The 26439-nt window shown below is 70.4% G+C and carries 23 protein-coding genes; 7 read left to right on the top strand and 16 right to left on the bottom strand.

Annotation, left to right across the window (positions count from 1 at the left end; translation table 11 throughout):
• Positions 1–37: 37 nt before the first annotated feature.
• The 4 genes from AB0P25_RS04675 to AB0P25_RS04660 all read right to left on the bottom strand — a co-directional run bounded on the left by AB0P25_RS04675 (position 38) and on the right by AB0P25_RS04660 (position 5283).
• Positions 38–1399, bottom strand: a complete 1362-nt coding sequence (locus tag AB0P25_RS04675; RefSeq protein ID WP_363805683.1) for an oligosaccharide flippase family protein — start codon at positions 1397–1399, stop codon at positions 38–40.
• Positions 1396–2457, bottom strand: coding sequence for a glycosyltransferase family 4 protein (locus AB0P25_RS04670; protein ID WP_363805682.1), 1062 nt, complete (start codon positions 2455–2457; stop codon positions 1396–1398). Before AB0P25_RS04670 ends, AB0P25_RS04675 begins: the two co-directional genes overlap by 4 nt.
• Positions 2458–2504: 47 nt before the next feature.
• A complete protein-coding gene (locus AB0P25_RS04665) occupies positions 2505–4049 on the bottom strand; it encodes a polysaccharide biosynthesis tyrosine autokinase (RefSeq protein WP_363805681.1) in 1545 nt (514 codons plus the stop codon).
• A 97-nt stretch (positions 4050–4146) separates the two neighbouring features.
• Entirely contained in the window at positions 4147–5283 is a 1137-nt protein-coding gene (locus tag AB0P25_RS04660) for a glycosyltransferase (protein ID WP_363805679.1), read from the bottom strand.
• Positions 5284–5367: 84 nt separating this feature from the next.
• Here AB0P25_RS04660 and AB0P25_RS04655 point away from each other — a divergent pair, with 84 nt between their 5' ends.
• Positions 5368–5973, top strand: a complete 606-nt coding sequence (locus AB0P25_RS04655) for a hypothetical protein (RefSeq protein ID WP_363805678.1) — start codon at positions 5368–5370, stop codon at positions 5971–5973.
• A gap of 79 nt (positions 5974–6052) precedes the next feature.
• On the opposite strand, the gene AB0P25_RS04650 is transcribed toward AB0P25_RS04655, so the two are convergent.
• From AB0P25_RS04650 to AB0P25_RS04640, 3 genes are all read right to left on the bottom strand, one after another.
• Positions 6053–8608: a right-handed parallel beta-helix repeat-containing protein gene (locus tag AB0P25_RS04650; protein ID WP_363805677.1), complete on the bottom strand. Its 2556-nt coding sequence runs from the start codon at positions 8606–8608 to the stop codon at positions 6053–6055.
• Positions 8609–8841: 233 nt separating this feature from the next.
• Positions 8842–10047 carry a DUF1972 domain-containing protein gene (locus tag AB0P25_RS04645; protein ID WP_363805676.1) on the bottom strand — a complete coding sequence of 402 codons (1206 nt, stop codon included), beginning with the start codon at positions 10045–10047 and terminating at the stop codon, positions 8842–8844.
• Positions 10047–11567, bottom strand: coding sequence for a sugar transferase (locus tag AB0P25_RS04640; protein ID WP_363805674.1), 1521 nt, complete (start codon positions 11565–11567; stop codon positions 10047–10049). Before AB0P25_RS04640 ends, AB0P25_RS04645 begins: the two co-directional genes overlap by 1 nt.
• A gap of 408 nt (positions 11568–11975) precedes the next feature.
• Here AB0P25_RS04640 and AB0P25_RS04635 point away from each other — a divergent pair, with 408 nt between their 5' ends.
• Positions 11976–12695 carry an SOS response-associated peptidase gene (locus tag AB0P25_RS04635; RefSeq protein WP_363805673.1) on the top strand — a complete coding sequence of 240 codons (720 nt, stop codon included), beginning with the start codon at positions 11976–11978 and terminating at the stop codon, positions 12693–12695.
• On the opposite strand, the gene AB0P25_RS04630 is transcribed toward AB0P25_RS04635, so the two are convergent.
• Both AB0P25_RS04630 and mgrA read right to left on the bottom strand, forming a co-directional pair.
• Positions 12692–14260: a glycosyltransferase family 39 protein gene (locus tag AB0P25_RS04630; RefSeq protein ID WP_363805671.1), complete on the bottom strand. Its 1569-nt coding sequence runs from the start codon at positions 14258–14260 to the stop codon at positions 12692–12694. The genes AB0P25_RS04635 and AB0P25_RS04630 overlap by 4 nt on opposite strands.
• 309 nt (positions 14261–14569) lie before the next feature.
• Positions 14570–15607: an L-glyceraldehyde 3-phosphate reductase gene (gene mgrA, locus AB0P25_RS04625; protein WP_363805670.1), complete on the bottom strand. Its 1038-nt coding sequence runs from the start codon at positions 15605–15607 to the stop codon at positions 14570–14572.
• Between the two features lie 82 nt (positions 15608–15689).
• Here mgrA and AB0P25_RS04620 point away from each other — a divergent pair, with 82 nt between their 5' ends.
• Positions 15690–15911, top strand: coding sequence for a hypothetical protein (locus tag AB0P25_RS04620; protein WP_363805668.1), 222 nt, complete (start codon positions 15690–15692; stop codon positions 15909–15911).
• Positions 15912–15981: 70 nt separating this feature from the next.
• On the opposite strand, the gene AB0P25_RS04615 is transcribed toward AB0P25_RS04620, so the two are convergent.
• Positions 15982–16140 (bottom strand): hypothetical protein, encoded by a 159-nt coding sequence (locus AB0P25_RS04615; RefSeq protein ID WP_285115406.1) that lies wholly within the window; start codon positions 16138–16140, stop codon positions 15982–15984.
• Between the two features lie 165 nt (positions 16141–16305).
• On the opposite strand from AB0P25_RS04615, the gene AB0P25_RS04610 reads away from it, so the two are divergent.
• Both AB0P25_RS04610 and AB0P25_RS04605 read left to right on the top strand, forming a co-directional pair.
• Positions 16306–17214, top strand: a complete 909-nt coding sequence (locus AB0P25_RS04610) for an ATP-binding cassette domain-containing protein (protein WP_363805666.1) — start codon at positions 16306–16308, stop codon at positions 17212–17214.
• Positions 17211–18041: a hypothetical protein gene (locus AB0P25_RS04605; protein WP_363805665.1), complete on the top strand. Its 831-nt coding sequence runs from the start codon at positions 17211–17213 to the stop codon at positions 18039–18041. Before AB0P25_RS04610 ends, AB0P25_RS04605 begins: the two co-directional genes overlap by 4 nt.
• A gap of 73 nt (positions 18042–18114) precedes the next feature.
• Here AB0P25_RS04605 and AB0P25_RS04600 read toward each other — a convergent pair whose 3' ends face one another.
• The 6 genes from AB0P25_RS04600 to AB0P25_RS04575 form a co-directional block, all read right to left on the bottom strand.
• Entirely contained in the window at positions 18115–19146 is a 1032-nt protein-coding gene (locus AB0P25_RS04600) for an SIS domain-containing protein (protein ID WP_363805664.1), read from the bottom strand.
• Between the two features lie 40 nt (positions 19147–19186).
• Positions 19187–20035 (bottom strand): carbohydrate ABC transporter permease, encoded by an 849-nt coding sequence (locus tag AB0P25_RS04595; protein WP_064109951.1) that lies wholly within the window; start codon positions 20033–20035, stop codon positions 19187–19189.
• Positions 20032–21003, bottom strand: a complete 972-nt coding sequence (locus tag AB0P25_RS04590; RefSeq protein WP_363805662.1) for a sugar ABC transporter permease — start codon at positions 21001–21003, stop codon at positions 20032–20034. The genes AB0P25_RS04595 and AB0P25_RS04590 overlap by 4 nt, the downstream gene beginning before the upstream one ends.
• On the bottom strand, positions 21000–22301 hold the full coding sequence (locus AB0P25_RS04585; RefSeq protein ID WP_363805661.1) for an extracellular solute-binding protein: 1302 nt from the start codon (positions 22299–22301) through the stop codon (positions 21000–21002). Before AB0P25_RS04585 ends, AB0P25_RS04590 begins: the two co-directional genes overlap by 4 nt.
• On the bottom strand, positions 22298–23233 hold the full coding sequence (locus tag AB0P25_RS04580) for a BadF/BadG/BcrA/BcrD ATPase family protein (RefSeq protein WP_363805660.1): 936 nt from the start codon (positions 23231–23233) through the stop codon (positions 22298–22300). The genes AB0P25_RS04585 and AB0P25_RS04580 overlap by 4 nt, the downstream gene beginning before the upstream one ends.
• A 105-nt stretch (positions 23234–23338) precedes the next feature.
• Positions 23339–24538, bottom strand: a complete 1200-nt coding sequence (locus AB0P25_RS04575; RefSeq protein ID WP_363805659.1) for an ROK family transcriptional regulator — start codon at positions 24536–24538, stop codon at positions 23339–23341.
• Between the two features lie 211 nt (positions 24539–24749).
• On the opposite strand from AB0P25_RS04575, the gene AB0P25_RS04570 reads away from it, so the two are divergent.
• The gene (locus AB0P25_RS04570; protein WP_363805658.1) at positions 24750–25166 is read left to right on the top strand and encodes a hypothetical protein; all 417 of its coding nucleotides are present in this window, start codon (positions 24750–24752) and stop codon (positions 25164–25166) included.
• A 70-nt stretch (positions 25167–25236) separates the two neighbouring features.
• The gene (locus AB0P25_RS04565; protein ID WP_363805656.1) at positions 25237–26418 is read left to right on the top strand and encodes an aminotransferase class I/II-fold pyridoxal phosphate-dependent enzyme; all 1182 of its coding nucleotides are present in this window, start codon (positions 25237–25239) and stop codon (positions 26416–26418) included.
• Positions 26419–26439: the final 21 nt, after the last annotated feature.

The following is a 26439-nucleotide window of genomic DNA, read 5'->3' as shown; positions in this document are numbered from 1 at the left end:
TGATTATGAGATTATCTCATGACCCGGGAACGCGACCCTAGTCCCCCATAGGGGTCAGGCTGGGCTCCTGGGCCTCCGCTTCCTGCGCGAGAGCCCGGCGGCGGGCGAGGTCGCGGCGGACGTACCAGAGGTTCGGGATGACCTGGCAGAGCAGCACGGCGATGGCCGAGCCGATGATCGGGCCTCCCGCGCCTAGCAGCAGCGTGAGCCACCACGAGATGCCCAGGTTGATCGGCACCATGATGACGATCGGGAGCACCTGGAACGTCAGGCCGCGCTGGTCGGTCATGTACATCCCGATCGGGTACTTCGCCGCCTGTACCGCGACGAAGGCGATGTAGCCGCCGACCAGCCAGCCGTCGAGCTGCAGCTTGCCGTCGGAGACGAATCCCGCGACCCAGGGCAGCAGCGCCGCCAGCGCCAGCGCTGTCGCCAGACCGCCGCCGGCGAAGGCGAGCGTCGCGCGCCACGGCGTCTCGACACGGTCCGCCGACCGGGCCCGCGCGAAAACCGGCCACAGCGCGACGCCCGCCGCGGCGATCGTCTGGAGGATGAGCCCGAAGAGCTGCGTCGCCAGGTTGTACTGGGCGAGCTCCGTGCCGGTGGTGAGGTGGCTGAGCAGGAGGCGGTCGGTCTGCATCGCGATCGGGAGAGCGAGCATCTGCGCGAGCATCGGCCAGGCGAGTCCGAAGGCCGCGACGTTGCGAACGCTCCGCACGCGCGGGATGTCGCGGATCGCGTGGCCCACCTGCGGCTTGAGCAGCCGGCTCGCGAAGGACAGGCACAGCACCGAGACCAGCGCCGCGGCGATGTAGGAGAACACGGCGAGGTAGTCGCCGGACGGGAGCGCGAACAGCGCGACGGCGCCCACCGCGAGGAACATGAACGGCGCGACCACGAACTGGGTCGCGACCTGCAGCGTGGTCCTCTCGAGGCCGACCAGGATGCGCTGCCCGACCGTCAGCGGCAGCGCGAGACCGAAGATGCCGAGGCAGAGGAACGCGGCCAGGTCGCCGGAGCCGGGCGCCAGGCCCGCGCCGAGCAGCGTGGGCCACCAGCCGAGCAGGGTGATCCCCAGCGCGATGAGGAGGATCACCGTGCCGGCCGCGATCAGGATGCGGAACGCCGTCGTCACCGCGCGCCGCACGTACGGGTCGTGCTTCGGATCGCCGGAGCCGGCGATCGCGTTGATGACGACCGCGGCCATCCCGAGGTCGGCGAACGGGAGCAGCGTCGACAGTGTCGACAGGAGTCCGTACTGGGCGTAGGCGTCCGTGCCGAAGTGGCTGATGATGAGCCGGCTCGTGAAGATGCCGAGGATGCCGGACGCCCCCATGACCAGCACCTTGATGAGGGCGGTCGACGAGACGTTGCGGAGGGCGCCGCGCTTGGCGCTCATGCCGTTGCCATGCTCTCGTGCGGGGCGATGCGGCGACCGAACAGCCAGTCGTCGGCGGCGCGGCGGCCGTCGGTGGACGGCAGCGCCGCGAGCAGATCGGCGGGCGCGCGCCCGTCGCCGAGCGCCCCCGAGACGGCGGCGGCGAGGGTCGCGGCGTCCGCGTCGGCCGGGATGACGAAGTGCCCCTCGTCGGTGAGCCAGTCGGCGAGCCCCGTCTCCGAGGTCGTGACGACGACGCATCCCGCGGCCAGGCCCTCCACGATGGGCAGCCCGACCTGTTCGCGCCACCGCGGCCGCCGCTGCGACGGCAGCACGAGGACCTTGGCGCCCGCCAGGGCGTCCGAGATGGTATCGCGCGGCGGATCCACCAGCAGTTCGATCGAGGTGTCGGTCGCCGCCGCCTCGCGGGCGAGCGATTCCAGGGGGCCCTTGCCCATGAGCAGCAGGCGTGCGTCCGCGCGGCGCTCACGCACCAGGGGCCAGGCGTCGAGGAGCAGGGGGAGCCCCTTGCGCTCGTCGAAGGCGCCCAGGAAGACGGCGAGCGACGGTCGGCCGCGGGTCGTGTCCTGGTGCACGGCCGAGGGCAGTGCCGGGATCGTGGTCGTGGTCGCGCCGCCCGATCCGAACGCCCGGCGGTACAGCTCCCGGGAGGCGTCGGTGCCGAAGGCGAGCCGGTCCAGGTTGGCGTGCACGAAACGGGCGAGCACGAGCCGCGCCCGGCGGCCGATCCTCCCCTTGAGGGATGCGGGGACGGGTGGGTACAGGTTCTCGATCGCGTAGGAGACGACGCTCGTGCGGCGGCGGCGCAGGGTCCCGGCGACTCGCACGGCGGCGATGGCCAGGGCGGAGCGCGCGGCCGCGGAGATCATCAGCGGCTCGTTGACCTCCAGCGTCTCGACGCCGGAGCGCGCCAGGAGCAGCGCCGCACGCACATCGCCCGCCCGGACGATGTCGAGCCCCGCCTCGAGCGCGGGGTCGTAGTCGTAGCGCTTCTCGCGGTACACGATGCTCGCCGGGGAGAACTCGTGGGCACGCTCCAGGTGCGCCGTGCGCACCACGTCGTACAGACGTACCGATCGGTGCCTCAGTCGCCGCGCGGCCATCGTCACTCGCGTCCGGAGCCGACCGCGTCCTGTGGGACCTCGTTGCGCTTCCGGTCGAACAGCGAGGTGATGGCGCCCGATGAGGCACGGTCACGGGGGCTGTTGGACTCGCCGACCGGCGCCTCCTCGGAAAGCGGCTCGGGCGCATCCGGGACGAGAGGCGTCGCCACGCGACGGGAGGGCGACGACGTACGACGGGTGGGCGCCGCCGAGGCGACGTAGCCGTGGTAGGGGTTCCGCGGCGCCGGCGGCATGAAGTTCAGCACCGCGCCCTGGATGGGAGCGTTGACGCCCTGCAGCGACTCCACGGCGAGCCGCAGGTCGTGGCGGGTCGTGCCGTTATGGCGGACGGTCACCAGGGTGCCGTCGGTGAGTCGTGCGAGCGGGAGGGTGTCGGTGACGGCCAGCAGCGGCACGGAGTCGAACACGACGAAGTCGTACTGCTCGCGCATGGTGGCGACGAGGTCGGCGAAGGCGGCCGAGCTGAGCAGCTGGTTCGGGTTCGGCGGCATGGCGCCTGCGGCGAGCACGTCGAGGTTCGGAACGCCCCACTCCTGGACGGCGTCCTCCAGGGTGGACCGGCCGACCAGCACCGTCGTGAGCCCGACCGAGCCCTCGATCTGGCAGTAGGCGGCGATGGAGGGACGGCGCAGGTCGGCGTCGACGAGCAGCACCCGCTGCTCGCGCTCCGCCATGGCGAGCGCCAGGTTGATCGCGACGGTGCTCTTCCCGTCGTCGACGGACGGCGAGGTGACCACGACCACGTGCATGGGCTTGTCGAGGTCGGCGAACTCGAGATTCGAGACCAGCCCACGGTAGGCCTCCGCCTCCGCGGAGCCGGGTGCGGCGAGCACCGCGAGCGGGTCGGCGCGGCGCCGGCCGCGCGGGATGCGGCCCAGGATGGGGATCTCGGCGATGCGCTGCACGTCTTCTCCCGTGCGAATGCGGGTGTCCAGCAGTTCGCGCAGAATCGCGTAGGTGAGTCCGGCGACCAGGCCGATACCGATCCCGATGAGGATGTCCAGGGTGCGGTTCGGTGAGACGGGAGTGGTCGGCAGGGTGGCGGCCGCGATGACGGACGAGGTGACGGTCGCCTTGCCGTCCTTGTCCTTCGGCGCGATCCCGACGATGGCCTTCCCGAGGGAGCCGGTGACCGCCGAGGCGATCCGCTGCGCCTGCTGCGGGTCCGGGTCCTGAGCCGAGATGTCGATGATGACGGTGTTCACCGGGGATTCGGCCGTGATCTTCGCGGCGAAGCTCGGCAGCGTCCCCGAGTAGTCGAGGTCCTCCATGGCCGGCTGCAGCACGCTCGCCGTGGGGACGAGAGCGGTGTACGACTGCACGACGTTCTGCGCGAAGGTGCCGCCCTGCAGCAGCTCGGTCGTGCTGTCACCTTGATTGGTGGAGATGAAGACGCTCGAGGTCGAGCGGTAGATCGGCGTCGTCTGGGACGCGACCACGAATCCCAGCGCGCCCCCGACGAGAATGAGGGCGACGATGGTAATCCAGCGCTTGCGAATAGCGCTGAGGTATTGGTGTAGGTCCACGGTCGGTGGTCCTCTCGGTCGGGTACGTTAAAAGCTAGGCCACCTACCATCAGTGAGTAAAGCTCAGGTTACACCCCCGACCGGGGGGCAGCGAGCGTCAGATCACGTCGATCAGGGCGGTCACGGCGGCGTCGTAGGCACCGCGCGAGTGACGCTCGGCGGCCTCCTGGCTCGCGTCGATCGCCGCCTGACGCAGGGTCGGCCACTCGGCGGTCATCCGTTCCACGGCGTCCGCGATGGCCCCCGCGTCCCCGGGCTGCACGAACCGCGCTGACGCATACCCGGCCGCCGCTTCCCGCAGGCCGGAGGTGTCCGACACGATCAGCGGACGACGGCTCAGCACGGCCTCGACCGCCGCGTTCCCGAACGGCTCGTCCGCTCGCGACGGCACGATCGCGATGTCGGAGGCCGCCAACTCGTCCCAGACCGAGGGACGGAAGCCGGCGAAATGGACGCGGTCGGCGATCCCGTCCTGCTCCACCTGGTTCAGCAGCTGCTCGCGGAACCACTCGTAGCCCGGGAAGACGTCGCCGACGATCTCCAGCGTCGCGGGAACCCCGCGCCGGGTGAGCAGCGCGACCGCGGCGACGGCGACATCCACGCCCTTGCGCTCGGAGAGCCGCCCCACGTAGATCAGCCGGACCGGCCCCTCCAGCTCCGCGCGCGGGTCGGTCGGCGCGGGCGGGGCATCGACGGCGTTGAGGATCACCCGCGTGCGGTCGCGGAGGCCCGGATAGGGCTCCGCCAGCACCTCGGCGCTGAACCGGCTGTTCGCCGCGATCGAATGGGCGAGAAGGAGCGGCGTCGACAGCGCGCGCTTCGTCAGCGCGCCGGCCGACCCCTCCGCCTCGTGCACATGGGTCACCGTCCTGCGGCCGGTGAGCCGGGCGGCGAGCAGCCACACAGGAACGGTCACCGTGCTGACGTAGACGGTCCCGATCCCGTTGCGGAGGATGGTCCGCATCGCGCGGACGAGGGCGACCGGCGCCTCGACGGCCAGACGAACCAGGCCCCGCGGCGACAGCAGGCTCTTGCGCAGGACGGGGACGGGCACGATCTCGGCCCGCGCCCCCCGCGCGCGGCACTCGGCCAGCAGCGGCCCGTCCTGCGGCAGCACCACGAGGACGCGGTGCTCCGCGGTCAGCGCCGACACGGTCTCGAGCATGACGCGGTCGGAGCCGTACAGCTCGGCGCTCGGATGGGCGATCAGGACGGATCCGCGCCTCGGGCTCATCCGGACTCCTCACCGAGCCGGTGTCGGGGCGGCTCGTACCGTTAGCATAATGAGAATTCGTCGACGCGATCGGATCGGAGACCCATGCCCGACATCCTCCTGGTGTGCACGGCCAACATCTGCCGGTCGCCTCTGGCCGCCGGACTCCTGGACGCGGCCCTGCGCCCGCAGCTCGGCTCCGCGCTCGAGGTGGTGAGCGCCGGGACTAACGCCGTCGAGGGCGCGCCCATCTGCCCGACGTCGATGCATCAGCTGCGGGCGCGCCACGGCGACCCGATCGTCGCGGAGGCGTCCCGGCGGGGGCGGCTCACGGCCGACCTGCTCGACGAGGCCGACCTCGTCCTGACCGCCGACCGCCACCAGCGCTCGTTCGTCGCGCAGCTGTCGCCATCGGCGCGCCCCCGCACGTTCACGCTGCGGGAAGCGGGCTACTTGGCGTCCGCCTGGGCGGCGCCCGCGGCCGAGACGACCGAGCTCACCGACCTGGTGCAGGGACTCAACGGGCTTCGGGGCCGCGTGCCGCTGCCGGGGAGCGGACGGAGCGGGCTCTTCGCGTCGCGGCGCAGCGGGATAGACATCCATGACGGCCACGCGGCGTCGCCCCGGCACCACGCCGAGACGCTGCAGGAGGTCAGCGCAGCCGCCGAAGCGCTCGCCGCCTTCCTGCGCCAGGCCGCGGCGGTCGCCTGAGCCGACCCGGGCTTCGAGAACGAGAAGGCCCCTCCCCGCGGATGCGGAGAGGGGCCTTCTGGTGTTCAGCTCGAGGGTGTCACCAGGAGCCGAGGTGCACCGTGCCGGCCGGCTGGCCGATCAGGTTCGCCACCGACGCGGGCAGTGCCCGGGCAGTCGAGGTGACCTGCGACAGAGCCGACGACGTCAGCGCGAGGGTGGATGAGAGCGTTCCGCTGCCAGTGATCGACTTGGAAGCGCTGTCCTGACCCGTGGCTGCGGCGAACGCTTCGGCGGTCGCGTAGCCCTTCGTCGCCGTGGCGGTCTGCATCCAGACGATGTCCACCGACGGCTTGCCGGCGGTCGTGCGCTGGTACAGGTTGCCGTTGATCGTCAGACGCATGTCGGCACCCGACAGCTTGTGCGCCTGGTCCTCGACCGTCAGCTGGGCGATGCCCTTCGCGTCGGCGAGGACGTTGTTCGACACCGACACGTTCTGGATGATCCACGAGAGCGTGGGGTCCGGCTTCGGACGCTTCGGGTCATGACCGGGAACGGACAGGTCGGTCTGGCGCCGCGCGTCCTGCATGAGGGCGATGTTGCGGCTGTTGCGGACGGACGTGTTGTTCCAGATCGCGCTGTCCGAGGTGTCGAACAGGCGGATGCCGTTGCCGGCGTTGTCGCGGGCGACGTTGTTGGCGACGGTCACATGCCCGGAGAGCTCGGCCTCGAAGCCGTCGCCCCCGTTCGACACGAAGTCGTTGCCCGTCACAGCTGCGTCGTAGACCGCCTCGTCGAGCCAGAAACCGGTGGTCGTGTTCCGGAGGAACGCGCTGTCGGTGACCGAGATCCCCCGGCTACGGGTGATCTTGAGGCCGCCGGAGACCGGCTCCTGCTTGAAGTGCTCGCTGTTGTTGTCCGCGACCAGCAGGCCGGAGGCCTTCAGGCCGTAGGCGCCGTTGGCGCCGGCTCCGAGCATCCCGTTGCGGGCGATCGTGAGGTTGCGCAGCGTGTTGTTCGTGCCCCAGGAGTAGAGACCGACGGTCGCGTTGTCCACGATCGTCAGGTTCTCCAGGGTGATGCCGTCGACCTGAGCCGTGACCGCACCCATCTGCTTCGCCGAGGTGGCGTAGCGCTCGAAGCCGATGCCGCGCACGGTGGTGCCCGCGCCCTGGATCGTCATCGCCTGCTGCAGCGTGCTGACACGGACGGAGTGACCGCTGGGGTTCGAGCCGAGCACGAGCTGCTTCGCGCCCTTGTCGGCGTAGAACGTGCCCGCGGTGACCGCGCTGCGCGAGCTGACCTGACGCTGCGAGACGCCGTCGATGAAGACCTGGTCCGGCGTCGCCGCCATCGGGTAGTCCGAGGTGTAGTAGCGCGAGGCGTCGCTCATGCCGCCGGAGAACGACGGGCTGACGTCGAAGGCGTACGAGTAGCCGCCGGAGACCCAGGTCGAGCCGGAAGCGCTCCAGTTGCCCCACGCCTGGCTGCCGTCGAACCAGACGGCCTCACCGGGGTAGGACTGGATGGTCAGCTTCTTGCCCGAGGGCACGGCGACCGTCTCGTGGTAGGTGCCGCCGCGCAGCACCACGGTGGCGCCGCTCGGGGCCGCGCTCACCGCCGCCTGAGCGGAGGAGTACGGCTTCGCCTGGGTTCCGTTACCGCCCGCGGCCGCACCGGCCGCCGCGAAGACGGCGCCGGACGGGACCGCGTAGGTGGTCGAGCCGACGGCCGCGGAGCCGACGTTGTGGCGGGCACCGGAGGTCGAGACGCCGTTGGACGCCGACTGCGTGGTGTCCGGAGTCGACGGGTTCGACGGCGCGGTGGGGGCGGTCGGCGCGGTCGGCGCCGTGGGGGGCGTCGCGGGAGCCGTCGCCGGAGCGCTCGGCGTGGTCGTCGGCGTCGCGGTCGGCGTCTTCGTGGGAACCGGGGTGGTCGGGGTCGTTGCGGCCCCTGCGCCGGTCGCGGTGAAGTCATCGACCTTCACGGTCGCCGCGGTGGACGACTGCGACAGATAGCTCCACACGGCCAGCGAGCCGGAACCCAGACGCTTGGAGCTGGAGTCCGTGCCGGACGCCTGCCAGGCGCCGGCGGTCTTGCCCGCGGGGGTGACGCGTGCCTTCAGGGCGACCGGCGAGGAGCCGGTGGCGCTGAGCTCGAGGGTGTACGCGGTGCCGGCTGTGACGCCGGTGGCGACGGTCTTCTCGGCCACGATCGGCGTCGAGGTCGAGCCGTCGATACGGCGCACCTGGAGGGTCAAGGTCTTCGAGGAGGTGAAGCGGATCACGGCCTCGTACCGGCTGGTCCCGGAGATGCGCGCCTGAACGGCCGCCGAGATGCCGGAGCCCTTGGTGGGGAGCACGGGAGCGGCGAACTTCGCCGACGCGGTGACGTCGGACGCCGAGACGGACCGGAGGACCGAGCTCGCGCTGGTCCCCGGCTTCCGCAGGGTGAAGACGCCGGTTCCGGACGCGACGGAGGTCGCGGCGGTGTTCGTGTTCGTGTAGGCGCCGCCGGTGGTGGCGGTCCCGAAACCGGAGCCGACCGTTCGGGTGAACGAGTCGGAGACCAGCGGAGCCGGTGCGGCGACAGCGCCTGCCACGCCGACGCCCACGGGGACGGCGAGCGCAGCGGTCAGCGCGGTGGCGAGAGCCACCGTACGGGCGCGGGGCCTTCTGGTCTTGGTCTTGGATGTGCTGGTGGCGGCGTGCCGACCGTGGTTTGAATTGAAATCGCGGGGGTTTTTGCTCGTCATAAGCGGGTTGTATTTCCCGCCGCCTCGGGTAGGGGTGGCAGCCGGATCTGGCGGAGAGGGGGGGTCCGAGGGCGGCGCTGTAGGAAGTATTCACCACAGCATCGCCGTTGTCGAATTGTTATACAGCGTGTCTCTCAGGCCTGGACGACGCCCGCTGTACCCTCCGCGATCGCGTTCTGACTGCTCCGTCTACCCCGAACACCCGCGGTACTGTGCCCCGAAATGAGGTGAACCGCCAGTTCTGTATACCCCTGCGCGACTCCGTCCCAATCGTATCGTTCGAGCGCCCTTTTCTGCAGCGCGCTCCCAGAAGACTTTGTGCTTTCGGGCATTGTCTCGGCCGCTTCCACGTGCATCCTGGCCTCTTCGGGGTCCCCGAAGTAGCGCGCATCCGGTCCCGCGACCTCCCGATTGAACCCCACGTCGTACGCGATCACCGCCGTGGCGGCGCCCATCGCGCGCAGCAGCGACGGGTTGGTGCCGCCGACCGAGTGCCCGTGCACGTACGTGAGGGCGTTCGCGTAGAGCTGGTCGAGCAGCTCCTGGTCCCACACCCCGCCGAGCAACCGGATGCGCGCGTCGCCGGCTGCCGCGTCCGTGATCCGCTGCGAGTACTCCGCCGCGTACGGCGCCGATCCGACCACGACCAGCGGGAGCTTCGCCCCACTGCGACGGTAGCCCTCCACGATGACGTCGACGTGGTTCTCCGGCTCGAAGCGCGCGACCACCAGGTGGTAGCCGCCCGGCTCGAGGCCGAGCTCCGCGAGCCCGGAGGACGGGCGCGCCTCGATCGCCTTCGACCCGTACGTCAGCAGCCGCGTGTCCACGCCGAACTCCTCGGTGTAGTAGTCCGCGATCCCCTGGGCGTCCGCGATCAGCGCGTCCGCCCAGCGCACGGACAGCGACTCGGCGACACGGTAGTACTTGCGGCCGACGCGGCCCCACTTGCCGCGCTTCCACTCCAGCCCGTCCACGTGGACCGCGACAGGGACCCGTGCGATGCGCAGCGCGGGGAGGAAGGGCGAGTTGGCCGCGTTGAAGACGAAGGCGGCGTCGTACCGGCGCCGGAGCACCGCGTGCAGGACGGACAGCCCGGTGTGGCTCAGCGTCTCGAGGGTCTTCGAGCGCAGCGCGGGCAGGTGGACGAGCTTCATGCCGGCGTACTCGGCCGGCCGCGGCGAGCCCTTCTTGGTCCGGCAATACACCGTCACCTCGGCGCCGTCGGCGGCCATCCGCCGGCCGATCTCGTCGACCGCGGTCTCGAAGCCGCCGTATGCGGCCGGGACGCCGCGCGTGCCGATCATCGCGATCCGCAGCGGCCGGTCCTGCCCACCGCGCATCAGTACGCCCCCACGGGATGCGTCAGGACCTTGACGGTGCGCCACATGATCACGAGGTCGCCGGTCAGCGACCAGTTCTCCACGTAGTAGAGGTCGAGGCGGACGCTCTCCTCCCACGAGAGGTCGGAGCGGCCGTTCACCTGCCACATGCCCGTGAGGCCCGGCTTGATGTACAGACGGCGGTGCACGTGGTTTTCGTAGCCCTCCACCTCGGACGGCAGCGGCGGACGCGGGCCCACCAGGCTCATGTCGCCGAGGAAGACGTTCACCAGCTGAGGGAGCTCATCGAGCGAGAACTTCCGGAGCACACGGCCCACGTGCGTCACGCGGGGGTCGTTCTTCATCTTGAAGAGCAGACCCTGGCCCTCGTTGGTGGCCTGGAGCGCGGCGAGCTTGGCCTCCGCATCTACCACCATCGAGCGGAACTTGTACATCTTGAAGCGCTCGCCGTTGCGGCCCACCCGCTCCTGGGCGAAGATCACCGGGCCGCCGTCGTCGAGCTTCACGGCGATCGCCACTGCGAGGAAAAGAGGCGAGAGCAGCAGCAGGGCGAGGCCGGAGGCGAAGAAGTCGAACGCCCGCTTGAGCACGTGCTTGCCGCCCTCGAACTGCGGGATCTCCACGTGGATGAGCGGCAGCCCTTCCACCGGGCGGAAGTGGATGCGCGGCCCGGCCACGTCGGTCAGTGGCGAGGCGAGCACGAGTTCGGTCGCGGTCCCCTCGAGCTGCCAGGCCAGCCGGCGGACGAAGTCGCCCGAGCTGAGGGCGCGGCCGGCCACGATCACCGTGTCCGCGCCCAGCCGCGCCGCAGCGTCAGCGACCCCCGACAGGTCGGAGACGATCGGGACCTCGCGCTCGGGGCTGGCGATGCGGCGCTTGAGTTCCGCATCCTTCTTCGCGCCCTTGCGCTTTCCTGTGTCGAGAGCGGCACCCACGACGTTGTAGGCCGCTCCCGACTTCTGGTGGATCTGACGGACCACGTAGTCGACGTCCGCGAAGCGCCCCACGACGAGTGCTCGCGACAGGTAGTGGTCGAAGGTGCGCTGCCGGATCAGCCAGTGCCGCCACAGCCAGCGCGAGAACAGCACGCCGGCCATCCCGGCGGGGAGGGCGACGATGAAGTAGCCGCGGGCGATGTCCACCTTCGCGACGAGGAAGAGGATGGCGAGCAGCCCGAACGTGATGGCGGTGGCCGAGACGACGCGGCGGTACTCGGAGACGCCGACGCCCACGACCCGCGCGTCACGCGTGTGGTAGACCGACAGCGTGAAGAGCCAGGTCGCGGCGATGATCAGCGACAGGTAGAGGTAGTCCAGGTGGAAGCCGGAGGTCGCGGACGCGGACGCCTCGTCGAATCCGAAGCGGATGAAGATCGCGCCGATGGTCGTGGCCAGGATGATCGCGGTGTCCGTCGCGAGGAGTCGGTACCGGTAGAGCTTCGCCCAGGTGCGCTCGGAGCTGATGCCGGGGAGCGCGGTGGGGGCGACCGGAGCCGCGAGGCGGGGGCGGACGACGGTCATGCCGCTGCCCCCGTCCCGACGGAGTCGACCAGGAAGCCGGCGACGGCTGGGGGGAAACCGTGGTCTCGAACGGCTTCACCGCCGCCGGCTTCGTTCGTGGGGCGCCCGTCGTGGATCCGCGCGCGCCGAGTGCCCCCCGGTCGGATGGGGTTGAGTGCGGGAAGCACTCGGCGCGGCGGAATCGGGTACACGTTTGGTCACCTACGGGTCGGGTTGGTGCGCTTTTTTCGGGTGGCGTGGATCTGTCGAGTTCAAGTACCGTAAAGTGACTGTTCCTCACTGATTCACAAAAGTGAGAATACATCGTTTTCTCAGTCTCACGACACCCGTTTTTGGGGGGTGAGTGATGCTCATTTTCGCATCACGGCCACCCGACCCGCTGCCGAAGGCCGGGCCTATGCTGGCGATATGTGCGGCAGGTTCGCGATGGACGACAAGGTCAACGCCGAGATCACCGAGTTCGTTGAGGCGACGGGGCGCCGTCCCGACGAGTGGACGGCTGATTGGGAGGCCGACTACAACATCGCGCCCACGGACGACATCCCCGTCCTCATCGACTCGGCGAAGACCCGCGAGCTGCGCTTCGAACGGGCGCATTGGTCGCTCGTGCCCTCGTGGTCGGACACCCTGAAGCTCAAGTTCCCGACGTTCAACGCCCGGGCGGAGGAGATCGCCGACAAGTCCACCTGGCGCAAGCCCGTCCAGTCGCACCGCGCGATCGTCCTCGCCCGCGGGTACTACGAGTGGCAGGGACCGAAGGGAAGCAAGACGCCGTTCTTCATCCGCTACCCGGAGGACCGCCTGATGGGCTTCGCCGGTCTCTACTCGTGGTGGCGCGACAAGAGCAAGGCAGAGGACGACCCGGATCGCTGGGTGCTGACGGCCACCATCCTCACGTCGGATGCGGTGCAGACGCTGGCGGACATCCACGACCGCAACCCGGTCATCCTGCCCGAGGAGATGTGGCAGCACTGGATCGACCCCTCGATCGTCGGCGACCAGGCGCTCGTCGACGAGGCGGTGCGAGCGGGCGTCGCGGAGGCGTCGGCGCTGCGGTTCGACCAGGTGAGACCGTTCAAGACCAGCGATGACGGGCCGCAGCTGATCGAGCCGGTCGCGCTGACCTAGCGGGTCAGCTCGATGATGACGCTCCGGTGCGTGTCGATCACGCGGCCGGTCTCGCCGAAGCCGATGGCGCGGAGCTGGTCGATCCCCCACGTGTCCTGCTGTCCGGTCTCGAGGTCGATATTCTCGATCACCCAGACACGCTCGACCCCGTCGAATCGCCCGCGTTCGGCGGCCTGCCGCACCGAGTACGCGGTGTCGCCCCACCAGTCGTTGCGGTAATAGGGAGTGCGGAGGGTCGGGTCCTTGAGGCCCGCGAATCCCGCTGGATACGTGCGCATCGCGAGGCGGGGACGCTGCGAGGGCTTGGCGGACTGGTCGTAGACGACCGCGTCCCCCGGTCCGGCGTTGGCGGCCATCACCGCGCTGACCTCGGCCCAGTCGCTGTCGTTCTTGGCGTACGGCCCCCGCTGCAGCACGTAGACCGGGGCGCACAGTGCCACGAAGACGAGGGTCGCGCCTGCGGTGGCCGACACGGTCCTGCGCGTGTCGCCTCCGAGCATCCGGCCCAGCACGAGGATGCCCTCGGTCACGAGCAGAGCCGCGGCGGGAGCGGCGAACGTGGAGTAGCGGCCGGTGTACATCGGGTACGCGAGGTTCACGAGCAGCATGAGGCCGGTCGGCAGGAACAGCCAGGACGCGGCGACGAGGCGGGTGGACGCGGCACGCGGTCCGGCGGGCACCATCCGGGCGCGGCGCAGTCGCCACGACCGCCACGCCGGCCAGAGGCCGATCGCGATCAGGGCCCACGCCGCGATGGCGACCCAGGGCATCCCGAACCAGAGGAAGTAGTACCAGATGGCCGGGTCGTCCGGCGACGAGTTCAGGTACGCGATCTGATTCCGCTCGAGGTAGGCGACGGTGGCGACCGGGATCAGGGCGACGACGCAGGCGGCGGCGCAGATCGCCCACGTCCGCAGGGTCGAGCGGGACGCACGGGTCGCCAGCAGGATGACCGCGTGCGCGACCAGCAGCGTGATGACATAGAGGAAGAGGTACGACGAGACGGCCATGCCGAACGCGTATAGCGTCCACGCCGCGCGCCGGGTCGCCGGGGGGACGCGACGGCCGCCGCCGTCGATGAGCCAGAGCAGCAGCAGCGTGAGCCAGGCGGCCGCCGCCGCCGTGAAGGCGTAGGAGCGGGCCTCCTCGCCCGCGTACGTGAGCCGGGGGAGGACGCAGGCAACGATCCCGGCGACGACGGCCGCCCGCGCGCCGCCCCGTCGCCCGGCGAGCAGCGTGACGGCGGCCACGGCGGCGCCGACCGCGACGGCGCTCGGGAGGCGTAGAGCGAACGGGCTCTCGCCCGCCAGCCGGATCCACCCGTGCATGAGGAGGTAGTAGAGCCCGTGCACCGCGTCGACGTGCGACAGCATCCCGAACAGGCTGCCGACCGGCCGTTTCGCGGACAGCAGGGTCGCCGCCTCGTCGCCCCAGAGCGACGGCACCCAGCTGAAGGCCGCGCAGAGGGCGGTCGCGACCAGGCCGAACGAGACCGCGATCGTCCACGGCCGTACGGCGCGCAGCGCCTGGCCTGCCCGGATGTCCGGTTCGACGAGGACGGTCATATCAACAGCTTCTAGGCGTCGGACGGGAACACCATAGAGACAACCAGACAACCCTGGGCGACGCGTGGGCGAGCACTACGGAAACTCACATCCGCCCCTCCGGCTTCCCGTCGTCGTCGCACGGCGCGTGCCGGGCTGGATCCCGGGCCGCGCTGCTCGGGCGGCGGCCCGGGATCCTCCCTCACACACGCCGGCAAGCCGGGCGCTCGAATTCCACCTCGACGCATCCAGCGCTTCGCGGACGGTAGGCGACGCTCCGCGGACCCAGCAGGGGATGACGATCCTGCGTCTGCGTGCTAGGCCAGGCGCCTAGACCTCGCCCCGGCGCGCTCCGGCCCACAGGTCGACGCCCGCCTCCACGGCGTACTCGTCGATGGCGGCGAGCTCGTCGGGGGTGAAGTCCAGGTTGCCGAGGGCTGCGACGTTCTGCTCCAGCTGCTCGACCCGGCTGGCGCCGATGACGAGCGAGGTGACGCGGTCGTCGCGCAGAGCCCAGGCGAGCGCCATCTGCGCGAGCGACTGTCCACGGCCCTGCGCGAGCTCGTCGAGGGCGCGCAGGCGGTCGACGGCCTCGTCGGTGAGCCAGTCGGCGTCGAACGAGTCCCCGGCGCTCGCCCGCGACCCCTCCGGGATGCCGTTCAGGTACTTGTTCGTGAGCATGCCCTGGGCGAGAGCGGTGAACCCGATCACGCCGATCCCGAGCTCATCGGCCGCGTCGAGCAGCCCTTCGTTCTCGATCCACCGGTTGAGCATCGAATAGGACGGCTGGTGGATGAGCAGGGGGGTACCCAGGTCGCGCAGGATCGCCGCGGCGCGACGGGTCTCCTCGGCGCCGTAGGACGAGATGCCGACGTAGAGCGCCTTGCCGGATCGCACGGCGGTGTCGAGCGCCTGCATGGTCTCCTCGAGCGGCGTCGACGGGTCGGGGCGGTGCGAGTAGAAGATGTCGACGTAGTCGAGCCCGAGCCGCTGCAGCGACTGGTCCAGGCTGGCGAGCATGTACTTGCGACTGCCGCCGCCCTGGCCGTACGGGCCGGGCCACATGTCCCAGCCGGCCTTGCTCGACACGATGAGCTCGTCGCGGTACGGCCGCAGGTCCTCGTTCAGGATGCGGCCGAAGTTGATCTCGGCCGAGCCGTAGGGCGGACCGTAGTTGTTGGCCAGGTCGAAGTGGGTGATGCCGAGGTCGAACGCCCGGCGCACGATCGCGCGCTGCGTCTCGAACGGGCGGTCGTCGCCGAAGTTGTGCCAGAGGCCAAGCGAGAGCGCGGGCAGGTCGAGACCGCTCCGGCCGGTGCGGCGGTAGATCATGTCGTCATAGCGGGACGGGTTCGCAACGTAGGTCATGGTCCAACATTCGTCCTGGTCGGCGGCGATGTCCAACCGTCATCCCCTTGACGCGGCGGCGCGCGAGGCGCTGGGTGGTGTCATGACCGACGATCAACTGACCCCGTCCAGCGATGCCACCCGGCCCGAAGCCCCCCAGGGCGCGCCCGCACCGACCGACACCCCGACCCACGACCAGCCGACCGCGGCCGGTCAGGCCCCGGAGGGCGGCGTGCTCGACGACGCCGACGACGACCTGCTCGCCGACGACGAGACGGCCGACACATTGCAGAACGACGCTCTCGCCGACGAAGAGCAGCCGTGACCCGCTGACGCGACGAAGCGGCGGCCGCGCGTTCGCGCGACCGCCGCTGGTCTGTCTGCGTGCGTGTCGGTCAGGTGCGGTTCGCGCCCCGTCGCATCCAGCCGACGATGGCGGTAATCACGAAGAACACCAATCCGAGGATGGCCAGCCAGAGGAGCCCCTTGATGGCGAAGCCCAGGATGGCGAGCACCGCCCAGATCACGAGCAGAATCACGATGAGAGCAATCATGTTCCCATAGGACTCCGCTTCGGTCGGCTCGTCAACGAAGGGGCATGACCCTTGCGCGCCGCCCCGCTCTGCTGTACCGCGTCATCATCCGCCCTCTCCCTCGTCTTCATAGGCAGGGAGGTTCCATCCAGCCGCCCTCCGGTCGACGCATGAGGGAAGGGCACCGTGATCACTCTGGAACGACTGTCGAAACGCTTCGGGGAGCGGCGGGCGGTGGACGACGTCTCCGCCGTCATCGAGCCCGGCCGCGTCACCGGCTTCCTCGGGCCGAACGGCGCGGGCAAGTCCACCACGATGCGCATGATCATGGGCTTCGACCGGCCGAGCTCCGGTTCGGCGCTCATCGGCGGCACCGCGTACGCAGACCTCCGCGCTCCGCTGCGCACCGTCGGCGCCCTGCTCGACGCGAAGGCCGCGCACCCGGGGCGCAGCGCCAGGAACCACCTGCGCGCGCTGGCGGCGACGAACCGTATCCCTCGCAGTCGGGTCGACGAGGTCATCGGCATGGCGGGGCTCGAGTCGGTGGCCGACAAGCGCGTCGGCGGGTTCTCCCTCGGGATGGGCCAGCGACTCGGCATCGCCGCCGCGATGCTCGGAGACCCGGGGGTCCTCATCCTCGACGAGCCGGTGAACGGGCTCGACCCCGAGGGGGTGCGCTGGGTGCGGGAGTTCACGCGAGCGCTGGCCGCCGAGGGCCGCACCATCTTCCTCTCGTCGCATCTGATGAGCGAGATGTCGCAGACGGCGGATCACCTCATCGTCCTCGGGAAGGGCCGGGTGCTGGCCGACGCCCCCATCGACCAGCTCCTCGGCGCGTCGGGCGACGCCGTCCGCGTGCGCAGCCCGCGCGTGGGGGTGCTGGCCACGGCGGTGACCGGGCCGGATGTGTCCATCGCCAACCTCGGCAACGACACCGTCGAGATCCGGGGCCTGCGGGCGGAGGTGATCGGCGAGGCGGCGGCCGCCGCCGGCATCCCGCTCTACGAGCTGGCGACGGTCACCGCGTCGCTCGAGCAGGCCTACCTCGACCTGACGCAGGACGCCCTGGAGTACCGCACTGGGGGTGCCCGATGAGCGTGACGACCACCAGGATGTCCGGCGAGCTCGAGCGCAGCAGGGTCAGCTTCGCGGGCATCCTCATCGGCGAGTGGGTCAAGCTGCTCTCGCTGCGGTCGACGTGGTGGGTGACCGTATCGATCCTCCCGGTGACGCTGCTCCTCTCCGTGCTGCTCGCGGGCAGCTTCGGCGCCGAGGACATCGCACAGAGCCGGGGCGACAAGGGCGCCCTGCTGGTCGCGCATGCCGCGGGCGGCGGGGTCCTGTTCTCCCAGCTCATCATCGTCGTCCTGGGAACCCTCGCGATCACCTCCGAATACGCGACGGGACTGATCAGGTCCTCGTTCGCGGCCGTTCCCACACGGGCCCTGCTCCTCGCGGGCAAGGCGGTCGTCGTCGGACTCTGGGGCTTCGGCATCGGCGTGGTGAGCGCCGGAGTGTCGTGGTTCGCATGCCTGCCGATCCTGATGGGAAGCGGTGCGTCGATCACATTCGGCGAGCCCGCGATCCTGCTCTGGTCGGTCCTCGGGACCGGAGCCGTCCTCGGCCTGACCGCCGTGTTCGCTCTTGGTGTCGGCACGATGGTGCGGGCGTCTGCGGGTGCACTGTCGATCTCCGTCGGAGTGCTGTTCGTCCTGACCGTCACCATGCAGATCATCGCCGCGGTGACCCGGTCCGAGACCGTCACGGCCGTTGTGTCCTATCTGCTCAGCCCGGCGTCCGGCGGCGTGATCGGGACGGGCAACGGTCAGCTCGTCGAGTGGCAGAGCCTGCTGGTCGTCCTCGGCTGGGTATCCCTGTCGTTCTTCGGCGGTCTCCAGGTCGCTCGTCGCCGCGACGCCTGAGACGCAGAGCCCCGAAGCCGGCGACGGCCGCACCCCACCGGGGATACGGCCGTCGCTGGTTGCGTCCCGGGCCTCAGCGCACCGGCAGCTTGGTGTCGTCCTGGTGGTAGAGGAAGTCCTCCAGCGGGTACGGCTTGTGCTGGATCGCCGCGGCGATCGCCAGCTGGCCGATGACCGTCTCGACCACCGCGCGCTCGAAGATCCCGAGACCGGCCGGGAGCGGGACGATCGTGAGGTTGTCGTGTCCCGCGCCCGGAACGGAGTCGGGAGAAGCCGACGTGACCAGGACGACCCGCACGCCCGCGTCCAGCACCGACGACGGGATGCTCAGCTCGCGTCCGTCCCCGAACACGACGAGCGCGTCGTCGGACGACAGCACCTCCATCGGCCCGTGCAGGTACTGGAAGGTCTCGAAGGCCGTGCTCGGCGTCCGCAGTCCCTCGCGCACCATGAGCGACAGCTCGGACGCGGCGGTGAGCGAGCCTCCGCGACCGACAACGTCGATCGTCGTCGCGTCGGCGAGGACACGACCGACCGTCTCGGCGACAGACGCGTAGTCGCGCAGCGCCTCCTCCGCCCGCGACGGGATGCGCGCCGCCTCGTCCGCCGCATCCAGCGCGCCGACCGAGTCGAGCAGCAGCGCATAGGCCAGGATCGTCGCGGTGAATCCGCTCGTGTAGACGGGTGAGTCGGGGAAGCCGCCCAGGCCGAGCACCGCATCCACCGTGTCCTTGATCGGCTGCTCGGGGAAGTTGCTGATGCCGACGCTCGTCCCCGAGGCGAGCGTGCGCGCGGCCGCCAGCGGCTCGGGACTGCGGCCCGACTCCGACACGACGATCGACCGGTCGGCGCGCACCACGGCGAGACCGTCCGCGACATCCGACGCCACGAACGCCGTCGCCGGGCGACCGGCCGCGGCGAGGGCGGCGACCAGGGTGTGCGCCGAGTTCAGCGACGCACCCATCGCGAGCACGGCGACGGAGTCATCCGCGCCCCACCGGGAGAGGCCCGCGGCGGCGAGGTCGCGCAGCACCGTCTCCCGGGCGGTGGCCAGGTTCTCGGGCTGGGCGCGCATGGCGTCGACGAAGGAGGCTTTGGGTTCCATGGAGTGTCCTTTACAGGGTCGGTGGCAGGGGAGGAGGAGGTCAGCCCTTGACAGCGCCGGCGGCCATGCCGCTGACGACGTAGCGCTGGAAGATCATGGCGACGATGATCGGCGGGAGCGCTGCGATGATGCCGCCCGCGGCCACGAGACCGAAGTCGGTCGTGTAGCGGCCGGCGAACTCGCTGATCGCGACCGGCAGCGTCTTCGCCGCGTTCGACGAGGTGAAGATGAGCGCGTACATGAACTCGTCCCACGCCAGGAGGAACGCGAACATGATCGCCGCGAAGATGCCCGGCCGTGCGGCGGGCAGCACGACCCGGAACAGCGCGCCGAGCCGCGAGGCGCCGTCGATGCGCGCCGCCTCCTCCAACTCCTCCGGGATCGTCAGGAAGTAGTTGCTGAGGATCCACAGCACGAAAGGCACCACGAGCGAGCAGTCGACGATGATCAGGCCGACCACCGTGTCCAGCAGTCCCAGCGAGTTGAGGATGAGGTAGAGCGGAATGAGGAGCGCGATCTGCGGCAGCATGTACGTCGCCAGGAACAGGATGAGCACCGCCTGACGGAACCGGAACCGCAGCCGCGCGAACGCGTACGCGCCGAGGATGCCGACGATCATCGACACCGCGACCGTCCCGACCGCGACGATGGTCGTGTTCGCGAGCGCCGCGCGGAACGTCGCGCCGACGCTCTCCGCTCCGCCGCGGAAGATCAGCTCGTACCGGCTCCAGTCGAGCGTGTCCGGGATCCACTGCAGCGGCGTCGAGATCAGGATGCGCTGCGGCGTCACGCTGGCGACGACCATCCACCCGAAGGGCAGCAGGATGACGATCGCGACGACGAACGCCGCGAGGTGGATGAGGATCGAGTTGCGGGTCGTGCGCTTCACAGCAGGCTCATCTCGGATCGGCGCAGCATGCGCAGGTAGACGAAGGTCAGCACCAGGATGACCAGCACGATGATGTACGAGAGGGCGGCGCCCATCCCGAAGTTCTGGTCCGAGAACGCGGTGGTGTAGGCGTAGTAGGCGATCGTCTGGGTGCCGTTGACGGGGCCGCCGCGGGTCATCGCGTAGATGATGTCGAACACCTTGAACGCCTCGACGGTGCGCAGCACCAGAACGATGGAGATCGACGGCACGAGCATCGGCAGCACGATGGAGCGGAAGATCCGAGGCCAGCTCGCGCGGTCGACCTTCGCCGCCTCGTACAGCTCGTCCGGGATGGACGTCAGCCCGGCGAGTAGGAAGAACGCCACGAGCGGGGTCGTCTTCCAGACGTCGGCGATGATGACCATGTTGAGCGCGAGCGTCGGGTCGCCGAGCCACGCCTGGTATTCGTGGATGATGCCGAGCTGCGTGAGGAGCGCGTTCAGCGACCCGTACTGCGCGTTGAAGATGCCCTTCCACATCGCCGCGTTGACGATCGTCGGGATCGCCCACGGGATGATCACGATCGCGCGGAACAGCCAGCGCGCCCGCAGCTTCGCGTTGAGGAGCCCGGCGACGATCAGGCCGAAGACGAGCTCCAGGGAGGTGGAGACGAGCGTGAAGTACAGCGTCCGTCCCATCGCCGCCCAGAAGCCCGGCGCGGTGAGGATGTGGACGTAGTTCTGCAGCCCGACGAACGGGGTGTCGGTCGCCAGCGCCGAGTTCACCTCGAAGAACGAGATGAGGAGGGTGCGGAGGATCGGGTAGACGATCACACCGAACACCGCGACCGCGGCGGGCAGCAGCAGCCAGAAGGCGAGGCGCCCCTGGTTGTCGCGCTTGCGGCGGGTGCGGCGCCCACGCGGGGTGGGCGCGGGCGCCGGGCTCCGCTGCTCCGTCTCGACTCCGGCGACCGACACCGTGCTCATCCCTGGCTCGCGTTCGCGGCGGTCACCGCGTCGTCGAGGGCCTGCTGCGGGGTCTTCTTTCCGAGCAGCGCGTTCTGGAGCTCGACCTGCAGCGCCTGCGACACCGTGTTGTAGTTGGGCACCGGCGGGCGCAGGATCATCGAGTCGTACGCCTTGCCGGCCGCCGCGAAGACCTCCGGGTTCGACTTGGTGATCTCGGGCTTGGTGTAGCTCGCCTTCCAGTTCGTCATGGACGACTTGGTGTACTTGTCCTGGTTGGACTCGCTGGTCAGGTACTCGATCAGCTTCCACGCCGCGGCCTGGTTCTTCGACTTCGAGCCGATGGACAGCGCCATCGAGCCGTTCACGCCGGGGTTGTCGCCGCTCGGGCCCGCGGGCGGGGCGGTGACGGCGATCTGGCCGACGACCTTCGAGATCGACGGGTCGTTCTGGTCGCGGAACGTGGACTCCCAGTTCAGCTCCATCGCGGTCTTGCCGGCCGCCATGGACTTGTCGGTGTCGTCCTCGAGGAAGGTGGTCGACGCCGGGTCCGTGAGGCCTTCGTCGATCGACTTCTTCATGAACTCGAGCGCCTGGACGCCCGCGCCCTTGTTGATGTCGAGCTTGCCGCTGGAGTCGGTGAACTGTCCGCCGTAGGCGCCGAGCATCACCGCGTAATCGCAGATCAGCGCCTCGGCCTGCGCCCAGCTCCACGCGAGCGGGTACTGCACGACGCCCGCGTCCTTCAGCTTCTTCGCGGTCGCGAGCACGCCGTCCCAGGTCTTCACGTCGTCAGGGCCCGCGCCCACCTTGGCCAGCATGTCCTTGTTGTAGAAGAACAGCTTGGTGGACGGTCCCCACGGGACGCCGTAGTACTTGCCCTTGTACTCGGCGCTGGAGAGCGCGCCGCCGAGCATGTCCTGCTTCCAGCTGGCCGGGAACTTGTCCGTGACATCCGTGATGATGCCCTTGGACGCGAACTCGGCCGGCCAGATGACGTCCGACAGCACGACGTCGTACGTGCCGGCCGGAGCCGAGGTGACGATCTTGTCGTGCAGAGCCTCGTACGCGACGAAGGTCGGCTTGACGGTGATCTTCGGGTTCTTCTTCTCGAAGTCCGTGATCATCGTGTTGATGTCCGACTCCGAGTAGCCCGCCTGCTTCATGAACAGGGCGTTGATGGTGCCGCTGCCGCTGCCCTGGCCGCCGGACGACGTGCTCGCGCCGGTGACGCTGCAGGCGCTGAGGGCGAGCGCCGCGGTCGCCGCGATCCCGAGGGTCGCGAGGGCGCGGCGGCGCCTGGTGGATGTGATTCTCATGACTTCCTCCGTGTGTTCGATGGTGCGAAGGGGACGACAGTGGCCGCCTCCGTGAGCCGCCGGGCGAGCGCGAGGGCGCCGCGCACCGGGGCGACATCCAGCAGGTGGATGGAGTGGGTGAGACCGCGGGCGCGCAGGCGCTCGCCGAGGGCGTCGAAGAGGCGCGGCTGGTGGCTGACCACCCCGCCCGCGCAGACCACGTCGTCTCCGGCCGCGCCGCGGCGGTGGACGAGCTCGACGCTGCGGGCCAGCTCGTCGGCCGCCTGGTCGATGACGCGGGCGGCGCGCACGCTGCCGGCATCGGCTGCGGCGAAGACCAGGGGAGCGGCAGCGCCCCAGACGGTGACGCGGGGGCGGATGCTCAGCGCCATCGACAGGCCGACGATCTCGTCGACGCCGAAGTGGGCGTAGAGCGCGTCGGCCAGGGCATCCCGGGGCTCCTCCTCGTCGACCGCGTCGAAGAGCGAGCGCACGGCGTCGCGGACGAGTGCGGGCGCGCTGCCCGGGTCGTTGAGGATGTAGCCGTAGCCTCCCGCGTTGACCAGCGTCCCGTCGGCGCGCCGGCCGACGACCTTGCTGCCGGTGCCGGCGATGACGGCGATCGCCTCGTCGAAGCCGGCGGCGGGGCCGACCAGCTCGACATCGTTGACCGCGAGGGCCGGGCCGTCGTGCAGCGCGGACAGCGTCTCGGAGAACGCGAGGGTCTGCGCCTCGCTGTCGAGGCCGTGGGCTCCCACGACCAGGGGGGCTGCCGGTGCGCCGGGCACCTGCTCGAAGAGGGCGAGGAGCGCGCGGACGTTGTCCTCGGAGTGGAGGTCGCTCCCGTGCTGCCAGTCGGCGGTCTTCACCGACCGGTCGAGGAGCGCGGCGCCGGCGTCGTCCTCGACGCACACGTGCGTCTTGGTGCCGCCGATGTCGATTCCGACGATCACGTCTGCTCCTCTGCCTCGCTGTAGGGGATCTTCTTCTTTCCTATCGGAGTGAGAAGAAGTTGAGAGCAAACCTAGAGCGCGGTTCCCGAGGCTGTCAAGAGGAAGTCAGAAGGCGAGGTAGGCGAAGCCGTTGACCTCGGCGGCCGCCAGCTCCGCGGCGCCCAGCAGCACCGCATCCTCGCGGTGCGTCGCCGGCTCGATCCGGGGGACGCGGATGATGCGGCCGCGCAGCCGCTCCTGGATGCCGGGGATGACGGTGTCCGCGCTGCCGACGAAGCTGCTGCCGACCACCACGAGCTCCGGATCGAGCACGATCACGAGCGCCGCGACCGCGATCGCGACCATGTCCAGGATCTCGTCGGCCAGCTCCTGCGCGTCGGCGTTCCCGTCGCGGGCCAGCTCGAACACCCCCTCCGCGGTGAGCGACCCCGACGCGGGGATGGGCATCCCGCGCTCGCGGGCGCGCTCGGTCAGCGCGAGGGAGCCGATGCGGTCCTCCAGGTCGCCGCGCGCGTCGTACGAGCGCTCCAGCGACGACCGCTCCATGAGCAGGTAGCCGATCTCGCCGGCCTCCGCCCGCGCGCCGCGATGCAGCTCGCCGTTGGCGACGATCCCGGCGCCGAGGCCGTTCTCCAGGAACAGTGCCACCAGGCTCGACAGCCCGCGCCCGGCCCCTGCGTGGAGTTCGCCGTAGGCCAATGCGTTCGCGTCGTTCTCGACCACCACCGGCAGGGACGTGCGCTCACGCAGCAGCTCGCCGAACGGCACCCCGGTCCAGCCGAACTCGGGCATCGTGCCGACCACGCCGTCGGGCTGCTGCACCACGCCGGGCACGGCGACGCCGACGGCGAGGCACGGCGTGCCCATCGAGTCGGCCGTCGCGATGAGGTCGTCGAACAGCCGGAACACCTTCCGAAGGCCGCGTTCCTGGTCCGGCGCCCGCTCCTCGCCGGTGCCGAGCGCGACCGAGCGGCGGAACACCACCTTGCCGTCGAAGTCGACCAGGATGCCCGTGACCGTCTCGGCGCGCAGCTGGATCGCCGCGACCAGGCGGGAGCTGCCGGCGTACCGGAGCAGCACCGAGGGCCGGCCGCCGGTCGACGGTTCCTGCCCGGCGGCGACCACCAGACCGTCGTCGATGAGGGACGCGGTGAGCCGGTTGATCGTGGCCGGGCTGAGCCCGGTCTTCGCGCCGAGCTGCTGCCGCGACAGCGCGCCGGACTCGCGCAGCGCTTCGATGATGGCGGTCTGGTTGACGCGCGCGAGCGTGCTCGTGGTCGCCGTCGCGCGCGTCCGCTTCGCCACCGGAGCCTCCTCATCCCGGCCGCCGTGGGCCTCGCGTGAACTTTACTATCGGAGTGGACGGATGTGCGGCATCAGCATCCGACCGTGCCCAGCAGCGAGATTCACGATCCCCCCTGTCGTCGCGCTCAGCATAGCGGCGGGCGTGACCCGCAGCGGGGGCACTCGAAATGGGGCGAGCATCCCTCAGCGGGGGAGGCCTACCGTGTGAGCCATGTTCCGGTTCCCCCGCGCAGCGAGCCGGCGGCGGCCCGACCCCGCCGTCGGCTCGCTGCTGGCCGGAGCGATGGCCGGCGGCATCCACGACATCTACGGCCACACGGTCACGTACGTCCCGGAAGACCTCGTCTTCGTCGACCGCCTGTTCGTGGACCTGCGGACCGAGGACGGCTTCGTCGGCGACGAGTTCACGGTGCAGAGCTTGGGCTGCCTGATCGGCGAGATCCTGGTGCGCACGGACGGCGGCCACTGGAGCAACACGCGTCGCCGCGGGGCGCGCGAGGACACCATGCTCGAGGTGGTGCTGCCGAACGGGCGGGCGGTGGACCCGATACGCGCGGCGTACGACTGCGCCGGCGGCGGGGAGGACGTGTCGTTCATCCGCTTCCGTCAGCTGGCGCTCGCGTCCTGACGCCGACCCTTCACTACGCTTTTTGACGCCCCGGCTCGCGTCCGTCCCCGGCCTGCGGCACAGTGACGGGATGAGCTTCGGACCGGCACGTTCCCTGGAGCAGCTGTTCGCGACCAGGTCGAGCATCAAGTGGCGCCGCTACCCCGCGGACGTCCTGCCTGTGTTCGTGGCCGAGATGGACTTCGATGTCGAGCCGGCCATCCTGGATCGCGTCGCCGAGATCCTTCGGCACTCCGACACCGGCTACCTCGACTCGGCCGGTCCGCTCGCCTCCGCCTTCGCGCGCTTCGCCGACGAGCAGTGGGGCTGGCACGTCGACCCGGCGACGGTGCACCTGGCGACGGATGTGACGGTCGGCGTGGTCGAGGCGCTGCGGCTGGACCTGCCGGAGGTCGGCGGACGCGTTGTGCTGACGCCTCCGGTGTACCCGCCGTTCTTCGAGATGGTCGACGAAGCGGACGCGGTGGCCGTGACGGTGCCGCTGCTCGAGGACGAGGACTGGTCGCTCGACCTGGCCGGGATCGAGCGCGGGTTCGCCGACGGCGCCGACGCCCTGCTGCTGTGCAACCCGCAGAACCCGACCGGCCGATGTCACAGCCGCGCTACGCTTCAGGCGCTCGCCGCCCTCGCCGCCCGGTACGACGTGTTCGTCGTCAGCGACGAGGTGCACGCGCCGCTCGCCCATCCCGGAACGGTGTTCACGCCGTTCGCCCCCGTCGCCCGCGCCGCCGGAGCCCGCGCGGTCACGGTCACCTCGGCCAGCAAGGCCTGGAACCTCGCCGGTCTCAAGTGCGCGGTCATCGTCGCCGCGGACGACCGCTCCGCCGAGCTGCTGACCGCCCTGCCGGAAGAGCTCGCCGCGCGCACCAGCATCCTGGGCCTGCACGCGAATATCGCGGCGCTGTCGTGCCTCTCGTGGCGTGACGACCTCGTCGGTCTGCTGGTGACCAACGTCGCCCTGCTGGAGGCGGAGCTCGCCCGGCACGCGCCGTCCGTGCGCGTGATCCGGCCGGATGCGGGGTACCTCGCGTGGCTGGACTTCCGCGACACCGGCCTCGGCGACGACCCCGCCCGCGTGCTCATCGACCAGGGTCGGGTCGCCCTCAACTCCGGCCTGGCGTTCGGCGAGCCCGGCCGCGGCTTCGCCCGCATCAACCTCGCCTGCAACCCGTCGACCGTCGTCGAGGCCGTGCGCCGCATCGCCGCGACGGTCGCGGCCGCCTCCGCCCGCCCGGCCGCCCTCGCAGGCTGACGTCGGAGAAAGCGCGCGAGA

Source organism: Leifsonia sp. NPDC077715, from assembly GCF_040686855.1.
Taxonomy (GTDB): Bacteria; Actinomycetota; Actinomycetes; order Actinomycetales; family Microbacteriaceae; genus Leifsonia.
The sequence above is the reverse complement of the archived record's forward strand: the minus strand, read 5'-3'. Positions and strand labels throughout refer to the sequence as shown.

Bases quoted from the DNA above. Each gene is read 5' to 3' on its own strand.
- AB0P25_RS04585 (WP_363805661.1), bottom strand. From the start codon at position 22,301: ATGAGAATCACATCCACCAGGCGCCGCCGCGCCCTCGCGACCCTCGGG.
- AB0P25_RS04600 (WP_363805664.1), bottom strand. From the start codon at position 19,146: ATGGAACCCAAAGCCTCCTTCGTCGACGCCATGCGCGCCCAGCCCGAG.
- AB0P25_RS04635 (WP_363805673.1), top strand. From the start codon at position 11,976: ATGTGCGGCAGGTTCGCGATGGACGACAAGGTCAACGCCGAGATCACC.
- AB0P25_RS04570 (WP_363805658.1), top strand. From the start codon at position 24,750: ATGTTCCGGTTCCCCCGCGCAGCGAGCCGGCGGCGGCCCGACCCCGCC.
- AB0P25_RS04655 (WP_363805678.1), top strand. From the start codon at position 5,368: ATGCCCGACATCCTCCTGGTGTGCACGGCCAACATCTGCCGGTCGCCT.
- AB0P25_RS04605 (WP_363805665.1), top strand. From the start codon at position 17,211: ATGAGCGTGACGACCACCAGGATGTCCGGCGAGCTCGAGCGCAGCAGG.
- AB0P25_RS04645 (WP_363805676.1), bottom strand. From the start codon at position 10,047: ATGCGCGGTGGGCAGGACCGGCCGCTGCGGATCGCGATGATCGGCACG.
- AB0P25_RS04620 (WP_363805668.1), top strand. From the start codon at position 15,690: ATGACCGACGATCAACTGACCCCGTCCAGCGATGCCACCCGGCCCGAA.
- AB0P25_RS04640 (WP_363805674.1), bottom strand. From the start codon at position 11,567: ATGACCGTCGTCCGCCCCCGCCTCGCGGCTCCGGTCGCCCCCACCGCG.
- mgrA (WP_363805670.1), bottom strand. From the start codon at position 15,607: ATGACCTACGTTGCGAACCCGTCCCGCTATGACGACATGATCTACCGC.
- AB0P25_RS04565 (WP_363805656.1), top strand. From the start codon at position 25,237: ATGAGCTTCGGACCGGCACGTTCCCTGGAGCAGCTGTTCGCGACCAGG.
- AB0P25_RS04590 (WP_363805662.1), bottom strand. From the start codon at position 21,003: ATGAGCACGGTGTCGGTCGCCGGAGTCGAGACGGAGCAGCGGAGCCCG.
- AB0P25_RS04615 (WP_285115406.1), bottom strand. From the start codon at position 16,140: ATGATTGCTCTCATCGTGATTCTGCTCGTGATCTGGGCGGTGCTCGCC.
- AB0P25_RS04660 (WP_363805679.1), bottom strand. From the start codon at position 5,283: ATGAGCCCGAGGCGCGGATCCGTCCTGATCGCCCATCCGAGCGCCGAG.
- AB0P25_RS04675 (WP_363805683.1), bottom strand. From the start codon at position 1,399: ATGAGCGCCAAGCGCGGCGCCCTCCGCAACGTCTCGTCGACCGCCCTC.
- AB0P25_RS04630 (WP_363805671.1), bottom strand. From the start codon at position 14,260: ATGACCGTCCTCGTCGAACCGGACATCCGGGCAGGCCAGGCGCTGCGC.